Consider the following 19,458-nt stretch of genomic DNA (forward strand, 5'->3'; position numbering starts at 1 on the left):
GTGTAAAAATGGAAAAATTTGAACATTATAGCGTGTTGTTAAAAGAGTCCATCGATGGTTTGAACATCAAACCAGATGGCATCTATGTCGATTGCACTTTAGGTGGTGCCGGACACAGCAGCGTGATTTTATCAAAATTAAATGAAAATGGGCATCTGTATGCCTTTGACCAAGACCGTATCGCTATCGAAAATGCTGAGGCAACGTTGGCGACTTATATCGAAAAAGGCATGGTGACACTCATCAAGGCTAATTTTCGGAATATCAAAGAAGAACTGGAAGACCGTGATGTGTTTGGCGTAGACGGCATCCTGTACGATTTGGGAGTGTCTTCCCCACAATTGGACCAAGCAGAACGAGGGTTCAGTTACCGCTATGATGCACCACTCGACATGCGCATGGACCAAGAACAGGAATTGACGGCCCGAGTTATTGTGAATGAGTGGCCTTTTGGTGAATTAGTGAAGATTTTTTATCGTTATGGCGAGGAAAAATTCTCAAAACAGATTGCCCGCAAAATCGAAAAAATCAGGGAAACCCAACCGATCGAGACGACCGGCGAACTGGTCGAAATCATCAAGGACTGCATCCCTGCACCTGCCAGAAGAAAAGGCGGACACCCGGCTAAGCGCATTTTCCAAGCTTTGCGTATCGCCGTCAACGATGAATTATCCGCTATTGAAGATTCGATAGAAGATGGCTTGAAGATGCTGAACGTAGGAGGGCGGATGAGCGTCATTTCCTTCCAATCCTTGGAGGATCGGATCGTTAAAGTTCTTTTCAAAGAAGCCAGTTCGAAAGAGGACACCTTGCCGCTGTTGCCTATTCTTCCCGAGGAATATGAGGCGGACTACAAGTTGATCAGCCGAAAACCAATCATGCCCAACGAGGCGGAATTAAGTGAAAATTCGCGTTCTCAAAGTGCAAAATTGCGTGTCATCGAAAGAGTCAAGATATAACAGGAGCACAACAGCTCTGTAACTAAAGATCATCAGCCGGAAACGATAAATTGTGCCTGAGTTGCACAATTTATTGCGGGGGAGGAGAGGATTAAGTGGCATTACCTGAATACAGGGCGGCGATAGCAGAACCGACGCTGCCGAAAAAACTGGCAGAACCTAAAAAAGGCCAGCCTGAACCGATAGGCTACAAGGTCGTTAGAGATAAATATGTAAAACTTGAAAAATTTGCCATCACCATCACGCTGTTCAGCGCATTAGTCGTATTGCTGTTATCACTGGCTACACAAGTGACCCTCTCCAATCAGAACAGAGCGTTGCAGGACTTACAAAACGATAGCGTTGCGATCGGTTTAGAAAATCAAAACTTGGAGCAGGAAGTCCAAGAACTTTCAAGATACGACCGCATCATCGAGATAGCAAAAGAACTTGGTCTGGAAATGAATGAAGCAAACGTTAGGAATGTTACGCGATGAAAAAAACAGCTAATCCTCAAAAAAACCGAAAAAAAATGACTCGTATCATGGTTGGGTTGACAGGTTTACTATTTCTTGTATTTATTTTTCGTTTTTCTATGATCATGATCACCAAGAAGGTAAATGGCGAGAATCTAAGCGAGCATGTTAATAACTTATATACCAGAAGTAGTATCCTTGCCGCAAAAAGAGGTACCATCTATGACATAGGTGGTAGTCCCATTGCCTTGGATGCTACTTCTTATTCGTTGGTGGCCGTTTTGACCGATGAATGGAGTGAGGATACAGAAAATCCGAAACATATCGTCGACAAGGAAAAAACAGCCGAAGCACTGGCACAATACATCAGCATGAGCAAAGAAGAGATTCTGACCATCCTGAATCAAGAGGATTTGAAGCAGGTAGAATTCGGAAGCGCAGGAACGAACCTGAATTATGCGACCAAATCCAGCATTGAAGCGGAAGAACTTCCAGGGATCACATTCGAAGAAACGCCATCCAGGCTTTATCCGAACGGGATTTTTGCTTCCCATCTAGTTGGCTTTGCGCAAAGTTCAGCCAGCGAACAGGAAGCAGACACGAACGAAGAAAAGAAATTGGTCGGCATGATGGGGATAGAATCCCTGTACGATGATGAGTTGGATGGCAGCGATGGTGAAGTCACCTATCAAGAAGATTCCAATGGCTACCGGATTCCAGGAACGCAGATTCAGGAAAAGGAACCTGTCGAAGGGGACGATCTTTATCTGACGCTCGACAGTCGCCTTCAGATTTATATGGAAAGCCTGATGTCGCAAGTGTATGCGGAAGCCGAACCGGAATCGATGACTGCAATGTTGGTCGATCCGGAGACCGGCGCGATCCTGGCGGCTTCCCAACGGCCTACATTCAACGCCACGACCAAAGATGGCATTGATTCGCAATGGCAAAATCTGTTGGTTGAAGATACCTATGAACCGGGCTCCACTTTCAAGATTTTGACTTTGGCGGCAGCCGTGAACGAGGGAGTATTCAGCCCGTTTGCGACATACACTTCCGGCAGTGTGGAAGTGGAAGGCGGAACCATCCGTGACTACAATAAGGATGGTTGGGGCAATATAACCTATCTTGAGGGATTGGCCCGCTCAAGCAATGTGGCCTTCGTGAAACTGGTGCAAGCGATGGGTTACGACGTTTGGGAGTCCTACATGAAAGCTTTCGGCATCGGCCAATCAACCGATTCGGGACTGGAAAATGAAGCAACTGGGAATTACAGCTATACGTATCCGCTGGAAAAGGCGAACACGGCATTCGGACAAGGGGTAACCGTTACGCCTTTCCAATTGATGCAAGCATTTACGGCAATCGCAAATGAAGGCACCATGATGAAGCTGAACTATCTGGATCGCACAGAAAATCCGAATACGGGCGAAATCACCGTTAGCGAGCCGAAAGAAGCAGGATCACCTATCACAGCGGAAACCGCACAGACGGTCCTGACCTACCTGAAGGAAGTCGTCTACAATGAGAATGGGTCCGGTAAGGCGTACCAGATCGAAGGGACAGAGATTGCTGCAAAAACGGGTACGGCGGAAGTGGTCAATTCCTCAACAGGCGGATATTACACTGGCTATTCCAATTATCTTTACTCGGTAGTCGGGTTCGCGCCAGCGGATGATCCAAGCTATATCCTGTATTTGACAATGAAACGGCCCGCAAACCTGGACAGTCTGAATGGTTCCAAGTATCTGTCGGAAATATTCAATCCATTCATGACAAGGGCAATCGAGTATGACAATCTGAACACGGAAGTGACCGGGGACGTCAACCAGGCCTCGATGCCTGAAGTGACAACTTTATCCAAGGATGAGGCATTGGCGGCACTGACTGCTGTCGGCTATAATGATACAGCAATCATCGGCAGCGGCAGCCGAATCGTCCAACAATACCCATATGCGGGAACACAGACGATCACGAATCAGAAGGCGATCCTCATGACGGAAGGTGCGATGACGATGCCTGATGTTTACGGTTGGTCAAAAGACGATGTCCTGAAAGTATCAGAAATCGCAGGGATAAACTTCACTTTTGAAGGGGAAGGCTATGTAGTTTTCCAGAGTCTGGAGACAGGATCCATCCTGAACGCTGCTACGGAAGTCAAGATCATTTTGGAGTAAGCATCCAGCAGCACCCTTCATGCAATCTATCAATAAAAAAATGTAAAACACCTATTAGGAGGAAATCATATGCATTGGACAGAAATGCTGTTGCCTTTATCGATCAGCTTTGCCATTACAATCAGCATGATGCCAATTTTCATCGGCTATTTTAAAGTGAAACAATTTGGACAGATCACAAGGGAAGAAGGACCGAAATGGCATCAAGTCAAAAGCGGCACACCGACGATGGGCGGAGTCGTCTTCATCATCGCTGCGATCCTTACCGTTATCGGGACAGCGATCTGGAAGGATGTCCTCACCGTAAAACTGGCTATGTTGCTGTTCGTGCTGTTGTTTTTTGCTGCAATCGGCTTTTTGGATGATTTCCTGAAAATATTCAAAAAACAGAATGAAGGGCTGACTTCCAAGCAAAAGTTCCTTTCGCAATTGGTCGGGTCTTTCGTATTTGTCGCATTGTTCTTCTTGTCGGGTTCGGATCCTTTGATCACGATCCCCTTCTTTGGACAGATCCACAATTGGTTGCTGTTCGCTGTATTTACGATCATCTGGATCACAGGTTTTTCGAATGCTGTGAATCTGACCGATGGCTTGGACGGATTGGTTGCCGGAACGGCAGGCATCGCCTATACTGCTTACGGCATATTGGCGTACCGTCAAGGACAATTGGAAGTATTGCTGTTTTGTATCGCAATCGTCGGAGGCCTGATCGGTTTTTTCTTTTTCAACAAAAAGCCGGCTAAGATCTTTATGGGCGACGTCGGCTCGTTGGCATTGGGAGCAGGACTCGCCGTTGTTTCGTTGGCCTTACATCTGGAATGGTCCTTGCTGCTGATTGGCCTTGTTTTCGTCATCGAAACGGCCAGCGTCATGTTGCAGGTAGGGTCCTTCAAATTGCGCGGCAAACGCATCTTCAAGATGTCTCCGATCCATCATCATTTTGAAATGAGTGGGTGGAGCGAATGGCGCGTCGTCCTGACTTTCTGGGCTGTCGGTCTGGTTTCTGCAATCTTAGCCTTGTGGCTGCTTGTCTAAGCGAAAGGAGAAAAAGACATGAAAACAAATAATCGATTCGAAAATAAAAAAGTATTGGTGCTGGGCTTGGCGCTCAGCGGTATGAATGCGGCCAAACTACTCCTGGAACTCGGCGCAATGGTCACGGTCAATGACGCAAAGGAATTGAAAGACAATCCGGATGCGAAGGAGTTGATTTCATCCGGCATCAAAGTGATCGCTGGATCCCATCCGATCGAACTGCTGGATGAATCTTTCTCGTTCATGGTGAAGAATCCGGGTATTCCTTACAACAACCCGATGGTCAAACGTGCCCTTGAATTGGGAATCCCAGTATTGACAGAGGTAGAGTTGGCGGCAGAGATTCTTGAAGGTCGCCTGATCGGTGTGACAGGCACGAACGGAAAGACCACGACCACGACGATGATCACTGACCTGTTGAATGCGGGCAGAAAAATAGGGAAAGCCTATAAAGCAGGCAACATTGGTGTGCCTGCATCGGCAGTGGCACGTGTGGCGACAGAGGATGATGATGTCGTAATGGAGTTGTCCAGCTTTCAATTGATGGGTATCGAAGCGATGCGGCCTGCCATCGCTGTCATCACGAACATTACGGAAGCCCATCTGGATTATCATGGAGACCGCAAGGAATACGTCAAAGCGAAATGGCGCATAACCGAGAATCAAACCGCGGATGATTATCTTGTTTTGAATTGGGATCAAACCGAATTGCGTGAAATGTCGCAGCTCTCAAAAGCACAAATCATTCCTTTTTCACGCACACAGGTTCTGGAAGATGGCGCCTATGCATCAGAAGGTTCGCTGTATTTCAAGGGCGAAAAAGTGATGGCTATTTCCGATTTGAGGGTTCCTGGCGAACACAACATCGAAAATGCACTGGCTGCAATCGCTGTGGCGAAACTGTCCGGTGTAGCCAATGAGGCTATCGCATCAGCTTTCCATCTCTTTTATGGCGTTGAGCACCGGATCCAATTCGTAGCCGAACTCAACGGAAGAAAATTCTACAATGACTCGAAAGCAACGAATATTCTCGCAACCAAAACAGCCCTTAGCAGCTTCCGGACGCCGATCATCCTGTTGGCGGGAGGATTGGACCGTGGCAATACCTTCGAAGAGCTCGTTCCCTTTCTTGGAAATGTGAAGACGTTGATCGTCTTCGGGGAAACTGCCGAGAAACTGAAGGATGCAGGCGAGCAAGCCGGCATCAAAGAAATCGTCGTGACGGATGATGTTGCCAGTGCGGTTCCGATCGGTTACCAGTACAGCGAAGAAGGCGATACGATCCTGTTGTCTCCGGCCTGCGCGAGCTGGGATCAGTACAAAAATTTTGAAGTGCGCGGCAAAACATTCACGGATGCTGTCCAGTCCTTGGTCAAAGCCACGAGTGAGGAGGATGGTTCTTTCTAAAGAACCTAATGTGCTTATGAAAATAGTATTATCCGGCGGGGGAACAGGCGGGCACATCTACCCGGCGTTAGCCCTGATGAACCGTATCAAAGAAAAATATCCGGACAGCGAATTCCTTTATGTGGGAACGGACCGTGGTTTGGAAAGCACAATCGTACCGAAAGCTGGTGTGGCCTTCAAATCCGTCAAGATTCAGGGGCTGCGCCGGAGTTTATCGCTTCAGAATCTGAAGACGGTCTACCTGATGATCAAGAGCATTTCTGACTCTAAGAAAATCATCAAAGCGTTCCAGCCGGATGTCGTCATCGGGACGGGTGGCTATGTTTGTGCCCCCGTCCTGTATGCTGCATCCAAATTGGGCGTGCCGACCATCATCCACGAGCAAAATTCAGTCGCAGGCGTCACCAATAAATTTTTGAGCAGAGTTGTGGACCGCATCTGCATTTGTTTTGAGGATGCCCGTGATGATTTCTCCGCTTATCCAGAAAAGATTGTTTTCACCGGGAATCCCCGGGCGCAGGAAGTAGCTTCATTGAAGGAAAGTGCCGACCTGAAGGAATACGGATTGAAGGATGAAGTGCCGACCGTTTTGATTTTTGGCGGCAGCCGCGGAGCCAGAAAGTTGAATGAATCTTTTGTAGACGCCTACCCGTTCTTCAAAGACAAACCGTATCAAGTTCTGTTGGCTACAGGAGACGTCCACTTCAATGCGGTGGAGCAAGAGATCAGTGCGCTTGCGAACCATTTGGACAACGTCCGTATTGTGCCGTACATCCATGATATGCCGAAATTGTTCAAGCGTACCGACTTGATTGTATCGCGCAGCGGTGCGACCACATTGACGGAAGTTATGGCTTTGGGCTTGCCGAGTATCCTGATCCCAAGTCCTTATGTCACAAACAACCATCAACAAAAAAATGCGGAAAGCCTAGTGAAAAACGGGGCAGCCGAAATGATCCTCGAGAAGGATCTGCAGGCACAATCTTTGTTTGACGCCATCAACAAGCTGATGACAGATGAAATGGGACGTAAAGAAATGGCTTTCCAAGCCAAACAGATGGGCATAACGGATGCATCAGACCGGATCATCGATGTCATCCTGGCTTTGAAAAAGTGAGAAAGGGAGGGAGACCAGATGGTTTTCGGAAAAATCCGGCAGAAACTGAACAGTAAGAGTTCGTCGGAAGGGACTCCCTGGCAGCGCGCGACTGCTGAATCGGAAAGGCAAAAGGCGCAGACAAAGCAGCAGACCACAAAAAATTCCAACCTGCAGCGTTTGGTGGATGAGAAAAAAGCGAAGTTGAAACCAAGAAAACACCTTTCCAAAGCCGCGAAAACCGGCAAACGACAAGGGTACTTTGGCTGGTACAGCATTTTCTTGGTTGGGGCCATCGGCAGCAGTTTTCTGATCTCTCCATACGGGAAAGTCAAGGACATCTATGTGGAAGGGGCCGAGGCTGTTCCGGAGCAAAGCATCATTGATGCCAGCCACATCACCGGGAAACTGACTGCTTTGGGCGCCGTCTGGAATGACGAAAAAATCGATGCTTACATCACTACTACTTTGCCCCAAGTCAAAACAGCGGAAGTGACGCTGCGCGGCATGAACGATGTCACAATTCATGTAACGGAACATGAAACCATTGCCTATGTTTATTCGGGAGGCAGCTATTATAATGTCATGGAAAACGGAACTGTGGCAGACACGGAATTGAAGGTTCCGATCGGGAATAACCCGATCATCACAAGCTTTGAAATGAACCAGAATTTGGAGGACCTGCTCGAACAATACATGCAATTGACGGACAGTGTCCAGAACAGCATCTCTGAAATCAAATATACCGGAACCGAAGAAAATCCATATGCAATCACGGTGTACATGAATGATGGGAATGAAGTGAAGGCGATTTTGCCGTCACTAGCCGAGAAGATCTTATACTACCCTGACATCGTGAGCCAATTGGGCGAGACGAAAGGGACCATCGATCTTGAAGTGGGTGTCTACTTTACGCCCTTTGCGCAAACAACGGAAGAGGCAGCGGCCGCTTCGGCAGATTCCGCCACGCCAGCCGAATGAGCTGAAAGAGATTAGGATTGACTTGCAGTCAATCCTTGAACAATGATTCCAGTCATTGTTGAGGGATTGAAGAACTTTTGTCAGACTTCCTTCTGATAGAATTATTTGTAAAAATCTTCGTAAATGAAGAATTATTATGATAAAATGATAAGGTATAGCTTTCTGGCATCACGTATCAGTAACCGACAATTTTTTTCGGAACAATACGGATGTTTACACAAGCCATTATGTCAAACGGAGGTTTCAATAAAACCATGAAGAATTCAGGAATATACGTCAGTCTAGATATTGGAACCACTTCAATAAAAGTCGTAGTCGCAGAATATGTGAAAGATCAAATGAACATTATTGGAGTCGGTAATGAAATTTCCAAAGGTCTTAGCCGTGGCGTCATCGTTGATATCGATGAAACGGTCGAATCGATCCGCAGTGCAGTCAGTCAAGCTGAAAGAAAAGCGAATATTCAGATATCAAACGTCATCGTAGGCATACCAAGCAATCAAATCAGCATCGAACCTTGCCACGGGATGTATGCAGTCGCAAGCGAAAACAAAGAAATCACAGACAAGGATGTCCAGAACGTCTTTGCTGCAGCAAAAGTCCGTTCCGTTCCGCCAGAAAGAGAAATCATTTCCGTTATCCCTGAAGAGTTCATCGTAGATGGGTTCGACGGCATCAGAGACCCGAGAGGCATGATCGGCGTCCGTCTTGAATTGTACGCAAGCATGATCACTGGTCCGAAAACAATCATCCATAACATCAAACGTTGTGTAGAAAAAGCAGGTCTTCAAATCGAAGATATGGTTGTACAGCCATTGGCCATTTCAAGCGTAGCCATGAATAAGGGCGAGCGGGATTTCGGGACCATCCTTATCGACATGGGTGGCGGCCAAACAAGCGCCTCTGTCATGCACGACGATCAACTGAAATTTTCCTTTGTTGATCCCGAGGGCGGCGACCTTGTGACCAAGGACATTTCCATCATTTTGAATACGACATTGGAAAATGCAGAGCGCGTGAAACGCGAATATGGTTATGCCATTTCCGAAGACACGTCCGATGAAGAATTTTTCCCTGTCGAAACGATCGGAAAAGAAGAACCAGTGAAAGTGGATGAGAAATATCTGGCCGAAATCATCGAAGCGCGCTTTGTGCAGATCTTCGAAAACATCAAACGTGCCTTGGATAAAGTGGAGGCCCGCGACCTACCCGGCGGTATCGTTCTGACCGGAGGCGCAGCGGCATTGCCGGGCGTCGTCGATTTGGCAAAAGAAATCTTCGAAATCAACGTTAAGCTGTATATTCCGGAGCAGATGGGGATGCGCAATCCGATCTATGCAACGAGCATCGGCCTGATCAAGTATGCGGCGGGTCTGGATGATATTTACCGTGTTGCCAAAGGAAAAGTGCAGGCGACAGGCAAAGTGATCCCTTTGCAATCGAAAGTTGCGAAACAACCTGCGATCATCGAAGAACCTGTCTATGAAAATGAGACTTATGCCGATGAAGATCATTACGAAGAAAGCTTAGTCGGGAAATTAAAACGTTGGTTCAATAATCTGTTTGAATAATCACGCTGAACATAAAAAGAATGGTATGAAATAGGAGGAAATGAAATGGAATTGGAATTCGATTCAAGCATGAGTGATGGAGCAAAAATTAAAGTTATCGGTGTCGGTGGGGCAGGAAGCAATGCCGTTAACCGTATGATCGAAGAAGGCGTTAAAGGTGTTGAATTCATCGTGGCCAATACGGACACACAAGCCTTGAATGCATCAAGTGCGGAAACTAGAATCCAACTCGGGCCTAAATTGACGAAAGGATTGGGCGCAGGCTCAGTTCCTGAAGTTGGCCGCAAAGCTGCAGAAGAGAGCGAACAACAAATCTCTGAAGCCTTGGCTGGTGCAGACATGATTTTTGTCACATGCGGAATGGGTGGCGGCACAGGTACTGGTGCAGCTCCTATCGTAGCCAGAATCGCTAAAGATCTTGGTGCGTTGACTGTCGGTGTTGTGACGCGTCCGTTCACTTTTGAAGGGCCTAAAAGAGGCCGTTATGCTGCAGAAGGCATCGCTGATTTAAAAGCAAACGTCGATACATTGGTCATCATCTCAAATAACCGTCTTTTGGAAATCGTCGACAAAAAGACGCCTATGCTGGAAGCCTTCCGTGAAGCCGATAATGTATTGCGTCAAGGTGTTCAAGGGATCTCAGACTTGATCACTGCTCCAGGATATGTCAACTTGGACTTTGCTGATGTGAAGACTGTCATGAAAGACCAAGGTTCTGCTTTGATGGGGATCGGTATCGCTTCAGGTGAAAACCGTACAGCAGAAGCAACCAAAAAAGCTATTTCTTCCCCACTGTTGGAAGTTTCCATCGATGGCGCTGAGCAGATTTTGTTGAACATCACGGGTGGTTCAGATTTGACGTTGTTCGAAGCACAAGATGCAAGTGATATCGTAGCACAAGCTTCATCATCCGAAGTGAACATCATCTTCGGTACTTCAATCAATGAAAACTTGGGCGACGAAGTTATCGTTACAGTAATCGCTACAGGGATTGACGACAAAAAAAAAGATGAAAAAAAAACCGCTAATCGCGGAGGCAGTGCTTTTAAGGGGCGTAAAGAAGTAGGGAACGCACCTGTTTCGTATCCGGAGAAACAACTTCCGACTGAAAGAGCAGAAGAAAAACCAGCCAAAGACCTGTTTGGCGACTGGGATATCCGTAGAGACACAAACGTAAGGGAACAGGCGCCCCAATCGGTTCAACCTGAGCCAGAAGAGTACCCTGTCAAACAAACAGAAGATAATTATCCACGTTATCACGAAAATAAAGAGGATAGAAACGGTGGAGAGGATTCATTGGATACACCACCATTCTTCCGCAAGAGACGCAGATAAGAATGAATATTGAGCAAAATTGCCGGAAAGTGGAGTCAACTGTGGAAGCAGCCTGCTTGGCAGCCGGACGCAAACGGGAAGATGTGACGGTCATCGCCGTCACGAAGACAAAACCTGCAGATCAAGTGGAAGAATTGTACCGCTTGGGCTACCGCCACTTTGCAGAAAATCGCCTCGAAGGTCTGCTCGAAAAGCAGGAAGCTCTTCCGCAAGAAGATATCAGCTGGCATTACATCGGTACCTTACAGACAAGGAAAGTGAAGCAGGTGATCAATCGCATCGCCTACTTCCACGCATTGGATCGTCCCTCATTGGCAAAAGAAATCAATGAGCGGGCGGAGAAGCCTGTTTCTTGCTTCGTGCAGGTCAACGTTACAGGTGAAAGTTCAAAACATGGGCTTTCCGCATCCGAGGCAGTGCCTTTCATCCAGAGTCTGGAAAGTTTTCCGAATATCATCGTTGTCGGATTGATGACGATGGCACCCATTGATGCGACAGACGTGGAGTTGCGTCAATGCTTTAAAGATCTGAAAATAATGCAAGAGCAAGTAGCGGCGTTGAACTTGGCCTATGCCCCATGCACGGAGACGAGCATGGGCATGAGCCAAGATTATCCGGTAGCGATTGCCGAAGGTGCGACCTTCGTACGCGTCGGATCGGCGTTCTTTGCTGAAACAGAAGCATAGACGAAGAAGAAGCGAGGGGTCTTATGGGTCTGAAAGATTTATTCCGAAAGTACTTTGTCATTGAAGACGAGGAAGACGGATTTGAGGAAGTCGAGGAACCATCGACAGTCGTTCCAGTCCGCAGGTCCGAGCGCAATGAAGAAGGGGCTCCAACTCAACGGAGCACCCAAAAGAGATCGACGAAAGCAAAGGTAATTCCTATGAATCAACAAGCAATGACCGAAAAAGCCAGTATCCATGTCGTGGAGCCGAGAGTCTATTCCGAAGTGGAGAAGATTGCCGATAATCTGCTGAAGAATCAAGCAGTCCTCCTTAATTTCAAAAGGATAGATGCGGAACAAGCAAAACGGATCGTGGATTTTCTGACCGGAACGGTATATGCGATCGGGGGAGAAATCCAACGCGTTGGCGATGAAATCTTTTTATGCACCCCCGCTTCAGTCGGAGTCGAAGGCGCACTGGACGAAACACTGGAGGAAGAGCGTTCGTTTTACTAGAAAGGAAACAAAATGACACAAATATTGATTTGGCTTTTACAGATTATCCGTTGGGGCATATCGGCCTATTCAACCGTCCTGCTGGTATACGCATTGATGAGTTGGTTGCCTGGTGCAAGAAGTTCCAAATTCGGCTATTTTATCTCCAGCATTGTGGAGCCTTACCTGGACATTTTCAGAAGATTGATCCCATCTGTAGGCATGATGAGCTTCAGTGTAGTGGCGGGCATCCTGTTCCTGAATTTGGTGGAGTATGGAGCGCAGGTCGTTATCCTGTTCCTGATCAGATTGCTGAATTGACGGACATTTTTTCATCAAACGAAAAAGTGAGGGATTCGTATGCAAGAAGTTTATCAACATTTCCGCAAGGAAGAGCAGCCATTCATTGACAGCGCCCAATCCTGGATTACGCAAGCGGAGGAAACCTATTCACCGTATTTGACGGATTTCTTGGATCCGAGACAGCAATACATCCTTGAGATGATGGTCGGGAAAAAAGGTGAAATCCATGTCCAATTCTATGGGGGATACGAAGCGGCGGAACGCAAGCGGGCAATCATTTGCCCTGAATATTTCAGTCCGACGCAAAGCGATTTTGAAATGGAGCTTACCGAAGTAGTGTACCCATCGAAATTTGCCAGTCTGACCCATGGGAAAATACTGGGGACGTTGATCGGAACCGGCATGAAAAGGGAACTTTTCGGCGATATCCTGTCTGATGGCACACGCTGGCAGTTTCTGTTGGCGTCGAATATAGCAAGCTATGTGCATTCGCAGGTCACTAAGATAGGCAAGGTCAGTGTCCGCCTGGAAAACCGGACCTACACTGATCTGATCACACCTATCGATGATTGGACAATTGTGCATGACACTGTCAGCTCGCTGCGGTTGGACACTGTGATCGCTGCCATCTACAACATATCGAGACAACGCGCAAAAGAATTGGTGACCAGCGGAAAAGTGAAATTGAACTGGGCCGCATTTGAACGCCCCGATTTCGAATTGGGCTTGCTGGATATCGTTTCCATCCGCGGTTATGGACGGATCCAGATTAAGGCTATAGAAGGAAAGTCCAAGAAAGACAAATGGCGCGTCGAATTCGGCGTATTGTACAAATAAGAATGACAAGAACGAAAGGTGTGTATAAGATGAGCTTGACTCCATTAGATATTCAACACAAGGAATTCCCTGTCAAAATAAAAGGGTACGATAAAGAACAAGTCAATGACTTTTTGGATAATGTCACTAAAGAATTTGAAGAAGTCATCAAACAAAATAAAGACCTGCAAAAGCAACTGAAATTTGCCGAAGAAAAACTTCAGTATTTCAGCAACCTGCAGGATGCTTTGAATAAGTCGATCGTAGTGGCACAGGATGCTGCCGACAGACTGAAAGAAAATGCGCGCAAAGAAGCTGAAATCATTTTATTCGAGGCGGAAAAGAGTGCGGATCGCTTATTGCATGAAGCGGCTGGGAAAGCAACAAAAATCAATGAAGAGACTGACGGCGTCCGCAAGGAAAGCCGTAACTTCAAACAGAAGCTGCAACTTTTGGTTGAGTCACAGTTGAACCTCATCATGAATGATGAATGGAATAACTTGTTGAATGCTTCACCGGAAGGTCAAGTTTCGACTCCTACTTTGAATGAAGTGTTATCCAACCGTACACGCATCATCGACGAATTGGTCGCCAATTCTGAAGATGCTGCCGAATTCGAAGTCGGCGGAAGATTGGCTGAAGAAGCCAGAGCTGAAGAGAAACTTGCGCAAGCTGCTGTGGAAGCTATTGAAATTCCGGCAGAAAACAAGTAAAATCTAGATATTGAAGAATGGAACACCCGAAAAAAAGAAACTTCCAGCGAATTGGCGAATGGTGAAAGGCCAATAAGTCCCTCTATTTTAAGGATCCTCCATGAGAATCTTTTTGAACAAACATAAGTAAAAAAGGTCGCCTGAACAGCGTTAACGGTTTGAATGAGGAAGCATGACAGCCTGTTCCGGCCGTTGTCGCTTTAAATTTGGGTGGTACCACGAAGACTTCGTCCCTTTTGGAGACGGGTCTTTTTTTGTAGAAAAAATTAATGATAAGGGAGCTTCCGACAATGAAAATGAAAGAAACGCTGCACCTAGGGAAAACGGCTTTTCCTATGAAAGCCAACCTGCCTGTCCGTGAATTGGAATGGCAAAAGGATTGGGAAGAAAAAGATATCTATGCCAAACGACAAGAAAAAAATGCGGATAAACCGACATTTGTCCTTCATGATGGCCCTCCATATGCCAATGGTGCTGTCCACATGGGCCACGCCTTGAACAAGATCAGCAAGGACATCATCGTCCGCTCGAAATCCATGTCCGGTTTCCGATCCCCTTTTGTCCCGGGTTGGGATACGCATGGTCTGCCGATTGAACAAGCCTTAACGAATACAGGCGTGAACCGCAAAGCGATGAGCTTGGCCGATTTCCGCAAATTGTGTGAAGATTATGCTTGGAATCAGATCGACGGTCAAAGAACCGTCTTCAAACGTTTGGGTATCGCAGGCGACTGGGAAAATCCATACGTGACCTTGTTGCCGAAATATGAAGAAGCCGAAATCCGCGTTTTCGGAAAAATGGCGGAAAAAGGCTACATCTATAAGGGCCTGAAGCCGATCTATTGGTCGCCATCAAGTGAATCTTCGCTGGCGGAAGCCGAAATCGAATATAAAGATGTGAAGTCTGCTTCCATCTATGTGGCTTTCCAGATCAAAGACGGCAAAGGCTTATTGGATAACGATACTGCAATGGTCATTTGGACGACTACGCCTTGGACTTTGCCGGCAAACTTAGGCATTTCCGCTAACGCTGATTTCGAATATGTGGTTGTTTCCGCTGACGGCAGAAAATTTGTTGTCGCAAAAGAATTGCTGGACACGGTCAAGGAAGCCATCGGATGGGAATCTGTTGAAATCCTGAAGGAACTGAAAGGCTCTGAGTTGGAGTACATGACGGTTCAGCATCCGTTCTATGATCGCGAGTCTTTGGTCATGGTAGGGGAGCATGTAACGCTTGAAGCAGGTACCGGGTTGGTCCATACCGCTCCAGGACACGGTGAGGATGATTACCTTGTCAGCAAAAAATATGGTTTGGAAGTGTTATCACCGGTTGACAACAAAGGTTGCTATACGGCTGAAGCACCAGGTTTCGAGGGCGTGTTCTACGATAAAGCCAATAAACTGATCACCGAATTGTTGGCTGAAAAAGGCGCATTGCTGAAACTGGATTTCTTCGTCCACAGCTATCCGCATGACTGGCGCACAAAGAAACCGGTCATCTATCGCGCAACGCCGCAATGGTTCGCATCCATCGATAAATTCCGTCAAGACATCCTGGACGAAATCGAAAATGTTGAGTGGCTGCATCCATCCGGAAAAGTCCGCTTGTTCAACATGATCCGCGATCGCGGCGATTGGGTCATCTCCCGTCAACGCGTTTGGGGCGTTCCGTTGCCGATCTTCTATGCGGAAAATGGAGAACCCGTCATCACGCCGGAAACGATCGACCACGCTGCGACATTGATCGGCGAATTCGGATCGAACGTCTGGTTTGAAAGAGAAGCGAAAGACCTGCTTCCTGAAGGGTTCACGCACCCAGGCAGCCCGAACGGTGAATTCACGAAGGAAATGGACATCATGGACGTGTGGTTCGATTCCGGTTCTTCGCATGAGGCTGTGCTGCGCGCAAGGGAAGATTTGACATTCCCTGCTGATATGTACTTGGAGGGTTCCGATCAATACCGTGGTTGGTTCAACTCAAGCATCACGACCAGCGTTGCGATCAACGGAGTAGCACCTTACAAAACAGTCCTTTCCCAAGGTTTCGTTTTGGATGGGGAAGGCCGCAAAATGAGCAAATCATTGGGCAATACTGTCCTGCCGGAAAAAGTCGTCAAGAACATGGGCGCAGATATCGTCCGTCTATGGGTGTCCAGTGTCGACTACGAATCCGACGTCAGAATCAGCGACGACATCCTGAAACAAGTTTCCGAAACGTACCGCAAGATCCGTAACACCATGCGTTTCCTGATCGGGAATACGGAAGATTTCCAACCGAAAGAACATTCAGTGGCATACGAAGAGCTGCGCAGTGTCGATCAATACATGATGGCGCGCTTGGATCAAGTCGTTGAAACATGTGTGACAGCCTATAAGGAGTACGAGTTCTCGACCATCTACCAAACGATCATGAACTTCTGTACAGTTGATTTGTCGGCATTCTATCTTGATTTTGCGAAAGATGTTGTCTATATCGAAAAAGAGGATAATCTAGAGAGACGCGCCATGCAGACCGTATTTTACGAAGTATTGGTTAAATTGGCTAAACTTTTGACGCCAATCATCCCACATACAACAGAAGAAATCTGGAGTTTCCTGAAGGAAGAGGAACAATACGCCCAACTGGCTGAATTGCCGGAAAGCAGCGTCCGTGAAGACCAAGCAGAGATTTTAGGCCAATGGGAAAAATTCCTGGACATCCGCGATGCGGCCTTGAAAGCATTGGAAGTTGCGCGTAATGAAAAGACGATCGGAAAATCTTTCGAAGCGCATCTGACCTTGTTTGTTGATGAAGATACAAAAGCATTGTTCGCGGCCCTTGATGCAAACCTGGAACAATTATTCATCGTTTCACAGCTTGACATCAAAGAATTGACGGCCGCTCCAGCTGAAGCGATGCAGTTCGATAATCTTGCGATCCTGGTGGAACACGCACATGGGGAAACTTGCGAAAGATGCCGTGCCATCAAAGAAGAGGTCGGAACAATCGAGGATGCAACATCCTTATGCGAACGTTGTGCGGATATTGTAAGATCTGAATATCCGGAAGCACTCGTACAGGAAGAAGCATAATTCGCACCACTTTAAAGAGAATTGTTAAAACCATGTAAATAATAAATATAGAGCACGCAAACAGATGGCTTCTGAAGTCATTCTTGCGTGCTTCTGTTTGTTTTAGGTTGAAATGGTAGGTTTTATCCGTTGCAGATAAAATTTCCAAAGAAAGCGCATAACTTCCTCTTGAAATCGTGTGAGATATTCGTTATAATTATATTAGTAACTTGTACTAATATATGATAGTAAATATTTGTATTAGCATTTTACCAATGAAAATTTTGGAGGTATTACACGATTATGGAACAAGGAAAAGTAAAATGGTTTAATGGCGAAAAAGGTTTTGGATTTATCGAAGTTGACGGAAAAGACGATGTATTCGTACATTTCTCAGCTATCCAAGGCGAAGGCTTCAAATCTTTAGAAGAAGGCCAAGAGGTTGAATTCGAAATCGTTGACGGCAACCGTGGTCCTCAAGCAGCTAACGTTGTAAAATTATAATCCTATTCTTTTTAACATTAGCGAATTCAAAGCGCACCGGGAGTAACTCCCAGTGCGCTTTTTACATGCAAAAAAAAGCGTTGTTTAGGCAATCCCTGTCAGGATCGCAAAACAACGCTTTTATCAGAAAGCAGACAATAGTCCGCTTATGTTCGGTATGGAGAGGTTACTTTTTCATGCTTCTCATAGCAAAGGATACGATGAAAATCAGGATGACTGCTCCCACTAGTGCAGGAACGATATAGAATCCTCCGATTTCAGGGCCCCATGCTCCGAATAAAGTTGTTCCTAACCACGAACCGACGAAACCAGCAATGATATTGCCGATAATGCCACCCGGAATATCTTTACCCATGAACGATCCTGCTAATGCGCCTAAGATACCACCGACAATTAAAGACCAAATAAAGCCCATTTCTTTTCCTCCTTTTTTTCAAATACAAATGCAGTAACAATATAGTTATTTCCTATTAACTATACTCTTATTATATATAAAATGAGTCACATTACAAATAATATGCCCTCGAGACGAGAGGCTTTCTGAAAATGTGGAGAAGAAATCCTCTTGCCGCTCCGCGGAGGGGGACTGTTTAGGGAACGAACAATAATCGGATAAGTGGGCAAAACCAAAGGCTGCCCCGAATGAGGCAGCCCTTTGATATTAGTGGATTTGTTGTTCCTGCTGATGGATATTCAACAGTTTGACCTTCAGGTCGTTCTCCATCAGAGACAGTTCCTTTTCGGCTTCTCTGCGTTTGATTCGGCCTTCTTGCTGAATCTTCAGCGTCTCTTCCAATGTTTCGATCAGATCCTGTTGTGTCTGTTTGAGCGTTTCGATATCGATCACACCCCGTTCATTTTCTTTAGCGGTTTCGATGGCTGATATTTTCAACATTTCCGAATTCTTGCGCATCAGATCATTCGTGGTCTGGGATACTTGCCTTTGCGCTGTCACTGCATCCTTTTGGCGCAGAAGCGTAAGGGCGATGGCCACTTGATTTTTCCATAAGGGAATGGCGGTGTGGATGGAGGATTGGATTTTTTCTGCCAATGCCTGGTTCGTGTTTTGGATCAAGCGAATCTGTGGCGCCTGTTGGATCGTCATCTGTCTTGTCAAGCGCAAATCATGGGTGCGTTTTTCGAGACGGTCAAGGAACTGTTTCAGATCGTTGACGATCTGCACATCCATTTGGCTTTGGGAAACTTCAGCGGTCTGGATCGCTTTCGGGATTGCATTTTTCTGAAGATCTTCCATTTTCACTTCACCGGCGGCGATGTAGATGTTCAAGGCCTCAAAATAATCCTTGTTTTTTTGGTAAAGCTGTTCCAGCGTTACGTTGTCGTTGAGCAGGCCATTCTTTTCTTTATCCAATTTGATCGCAATCTTGTCGATTTGGGCGCCGATCTTCTGATATTTTGCCGTCATCTCATAGGCGGATTGTTTTACCTTGCCGAAGATTTTGCGGAAGACATTGTTGTCTTCTGCCCGCAAGTCTTCCGGTTTGGCTTCGTTGAGGCGATACATCAGATCGTTCAGGGAATCGCCGATTTCGCCGGTGTCCTGGTTCTGGACATGGTCCAGCATCGAATGGGAGAATTCCCCCAATTGTTTTTGAGCTGCAGCGCCGTAGCTGATGATGGCTTGCATGTTGTTCTCATCGATTTGGCCGGCTAATGCCAGTGCTTGTTTTTGTCTTTCTTCCGGCAACCGGTCGATCAGCCGATCCGGGTTGATCACCTCGTTGGCGACTGTGGTATTATCAGCAATCACTGCTGGTTGAGCAAACGGATCTGAAAAAGGATTGGCCAGTAAATCGTCCAATTCTTGATTGACATCCTTGCTGTCTGTTTGTCCATTTTTTCCGGTAGCATCAAATTGGTCCATCAGTATTCC

Annotated in this window: 18 protein-coding genes; 16 read left to right on the top strand and 2 right to left on the bottom strand. The window is 46.6% G+C overall.

What is annotated here, in order from left to right; genetic code table 11:
- Positions 1–8 precede the first annotated feature (8 nt).
- The 16 genes from rsmH (at position 9) to cspD (ending at position 17,564) form a co-directional block, all read left to right on the top strand.
- Complete coding sequence (rsmH, locus tag ACKPBX_RS12485) at positions 9–959, top strand: 16S rRNA (cytosine(1402)-N(4))-methyltransferase RsmH (RefSeq protein ID WP_119093156.1); 951 nt, start codon at positions 9–11, stop codon at positions 957–959.
- Positions 960–1,054: 95 nt separating this feature from the next.
- Positions 1,055–1,435: a septum formation initiator family protein gene (locus ACKPBX_RS12490; protein ID WP_119093155.1), complete on the top strand. Its 381-nt coding sequence runs from the start codon at positions 1,055–1,057 to the stop codon at positions 1,433–1,435.
- A gap of 227 nt (positions 1,436–1,662) precedes the next feature.
- Positions 1,663–3,591 carry a penicillin-binding protein gene (locus tag ACKPBX_RS12495; RefSeq protein ID WP_319995551.1) on the top strand — a complete coding sequence of 643 codons (1,929 nt, stop codon included), beginning with the start codon at positions 1,663–1,665 and terminating at the stop codon, positions 3,589–3,591.
- A 69-nt stretch (positions 3,592–3,660) separates the two neighbouring features.
- Positions 3,661–4,626 (top strand): phospho-N-acetylmuramoyl-pentapeptide-transferase, encoded by a 966-nt coding sequence (gene mraY, locus ACKPBX_RS12500; RefSeq protein ID WP_086628336.1) that lies wholly within the window; start codon positions 3,661–3,663, stop codon positions 4,624–4,626.
- An 18-nt stretch (positions 4,627–4,644) separates the two neighbouring features.
- Positions 4,645–6,033 carry a UDP-N-acetylmuramoyl-L-alanine--D-glutamate ligase gene (murD, locus tag ACKPBX_RS12505; protein WP_319995552.1) on the top strand — a complete coding sequence of 463 codons (1,389 nt, stop codon included), beginning with the start codon at positions 4,645–4,647 and terminating at the stop codon, positions 6,031–6,033.
- A gap of 16 nt (positions 6,034–6,049) precedes the next feature.
- The gene (gene murG, locus ACKPBX_RS12510) at positions 6,050–7,150 is read left to right on the top strand and encodes an undecaprenyldiphospho-muramoylpentapeptide beta-N-acetylglucosaminyltransferase (RefSeq protein WP_319995553.1); all 1,101 of its coding nucleotides are present in this window, start codon (positions 6,050–6,052) and stop codon (positions 7,148–7,150) included.
- Between the two features lie 18 nt (positions 7,151–7,168).
- Entirely contained in the window at positions 7,169–8,110 is a 942-nt protein-coding gene (locus ACKPBX_RS12515) for a cell division protein FtsQ/DivIB (RefSeq protein WP_319995554.1), read from the top strand.
- A 254-nt stretch (positions 8,111–8,364) separates the two neighbouring features.
- Positions 8,365–9,681: a cell division protein FtsA gene (gene ftsA / locus ACKPBX_RS12520; RefSeq protein WP_086628332.1), complete on the top strand. Its 1,317-nt coding sequence runs from the start codon at positions 8,365–8,367 to the stop codon at positions 9,679–9,681.
- A gap of 45 nt (positions 9,682–9,726) precedes the next feature.
- On the top strand, positions 9,727–11,016 hold the full coding sequence (gene ftsZ / locus ACKPBX_RS12525) for a cell division protein FtsZ (RefSeq protein WP_086628331.1): 1,290 nt from the start codon (positions 9,727–9,729) through the stop codon (positions 11,014–11,016).
- A 2-nt stretch (positions 11,017–11,018) separates the two neighbouring features.
- Complete coding sequence (locus ACKPBX_RS12530; RefSeq protein WP_319995555.1) at positions 11,019–11,702, top strand: YggS family pyridoxal phosphate-dependent enzyme; 684 nt, start codon at positions 11,019–11,021, stop codon at positions 11,700–11,702.
- 23 nt (positions 11,703–11,725) lie between these two features.
- Entirely contained in the window at positions 11,726–12,199 is a 474-nt protein-coding gene (locus tag ACKPBX_RS12535; RefSeq protein ID WP_086628329.1) for a cell division protein SepF, read from the top strand.
- Between the two features lie 12 nt (positions 12,200–12,211).
- Entirely contained in the window at positions 12,212–12,499 is a 288-nt protein-coding gene (locus tag ACKPBX_RS12540) for a YggT family protein (RefSeq protein WP_086628328.1), read from the top strand.
- Positions 12,500–12,538: 39 nt separating this feature from the next.
- Positions 12,539–13,318 (top strand): YlmH family RNA-binding protein, encoded by a 780-nt coding sequence (locus ACKPBX_RS12545; RefSeq protein ID WP_319995556.1) that lies wholly within the window; start codon positions 12,539–12,541, stop codon positions 13,316–13,318.
- A gap of 29 nt (positions 13,319–13,347) precedes the next feature.
- The gene (locus ACKPBX_RS12550) at positions 13,348–14,010 is read left to right on the top strand and encodes a DivIVA domain-containing protein (RefSeq protein ID WP_086628326.1); all 663 of its coding nucleotides are present in this window, start codon (positions 13,348–13,350) and stop codon (positions 14,008–14,010) included.
- Positions 14,011–14,300: 290 nt separating this feature from the next.
- Positions 14,301–17,081, top strand: coding sequence for an isoleucine--tRNA ligase (gene ileS / locus ACKPBX_RS12555; protein WP_319995557.1), 2,781 nt, complete (start codon positions 14,301–14,303; stop codon positions 17,079–17,081).
- A 282-nt stretch (positions 17,082–17,363) separates the two neighbouring features.
- The gene (cspD, locus tag ACKPBX_RS12560) at positions 17,364–17,564 is read left to right on the top strand and encodes a cold-shock protein CspD (protein ID WP_086628324.1); all 201 of its coding nucleotides are present in this window, start codon (positions 17,364–17,366) and stop codon (positions 17,562–17,564) included.
- A gap of 166 nt (positions 17,565–17,730) precedes the next feature.
- On the opposite strand, the gene ACKPBX_RS12565 is transcribed toward cspD, so the two are convergent.
- Together ACKPBX_RS12565 and ACKPBX_RS12570 are read right to left on the bottom strand one after the other, a co-directional pair.
- Complete coding sequence (locus tag ACKPBX_RS12565) at positions 17,731–17,979, bottom strand: GlsB/YeaQ/YmgE family stress response membrane protein (protein WP_086628323.1); 249 nt, start codon at positions 17,977–17,979, stop codon at positions 17,731–17,733.
- A gap of 246 nt (positions 17,980–18,225) precedes the next feature.
- Positions 18,226–19,449, bottom strand: a complete 1,224-nt coding sequence (locus ACKPBX_RS12570) for a toxic anion resistance protein (protein WP_086628322.1) — start codon at positions 19,447–19,449, stop codon at positions 18,226–18,228.
- Between the last annotated feature and the right edge of the window lie 9 nt (positions 19,450–19,458).

This window comes from Trichococcus shcherbakoviae, from assembly GCF_963666195.1.
Lineage (GTDB): Bacteria > Bacillota > Bacilli > Lactobacillales > Aerococcaceae > Trichococcus > Trichococcus shcherbakoviae.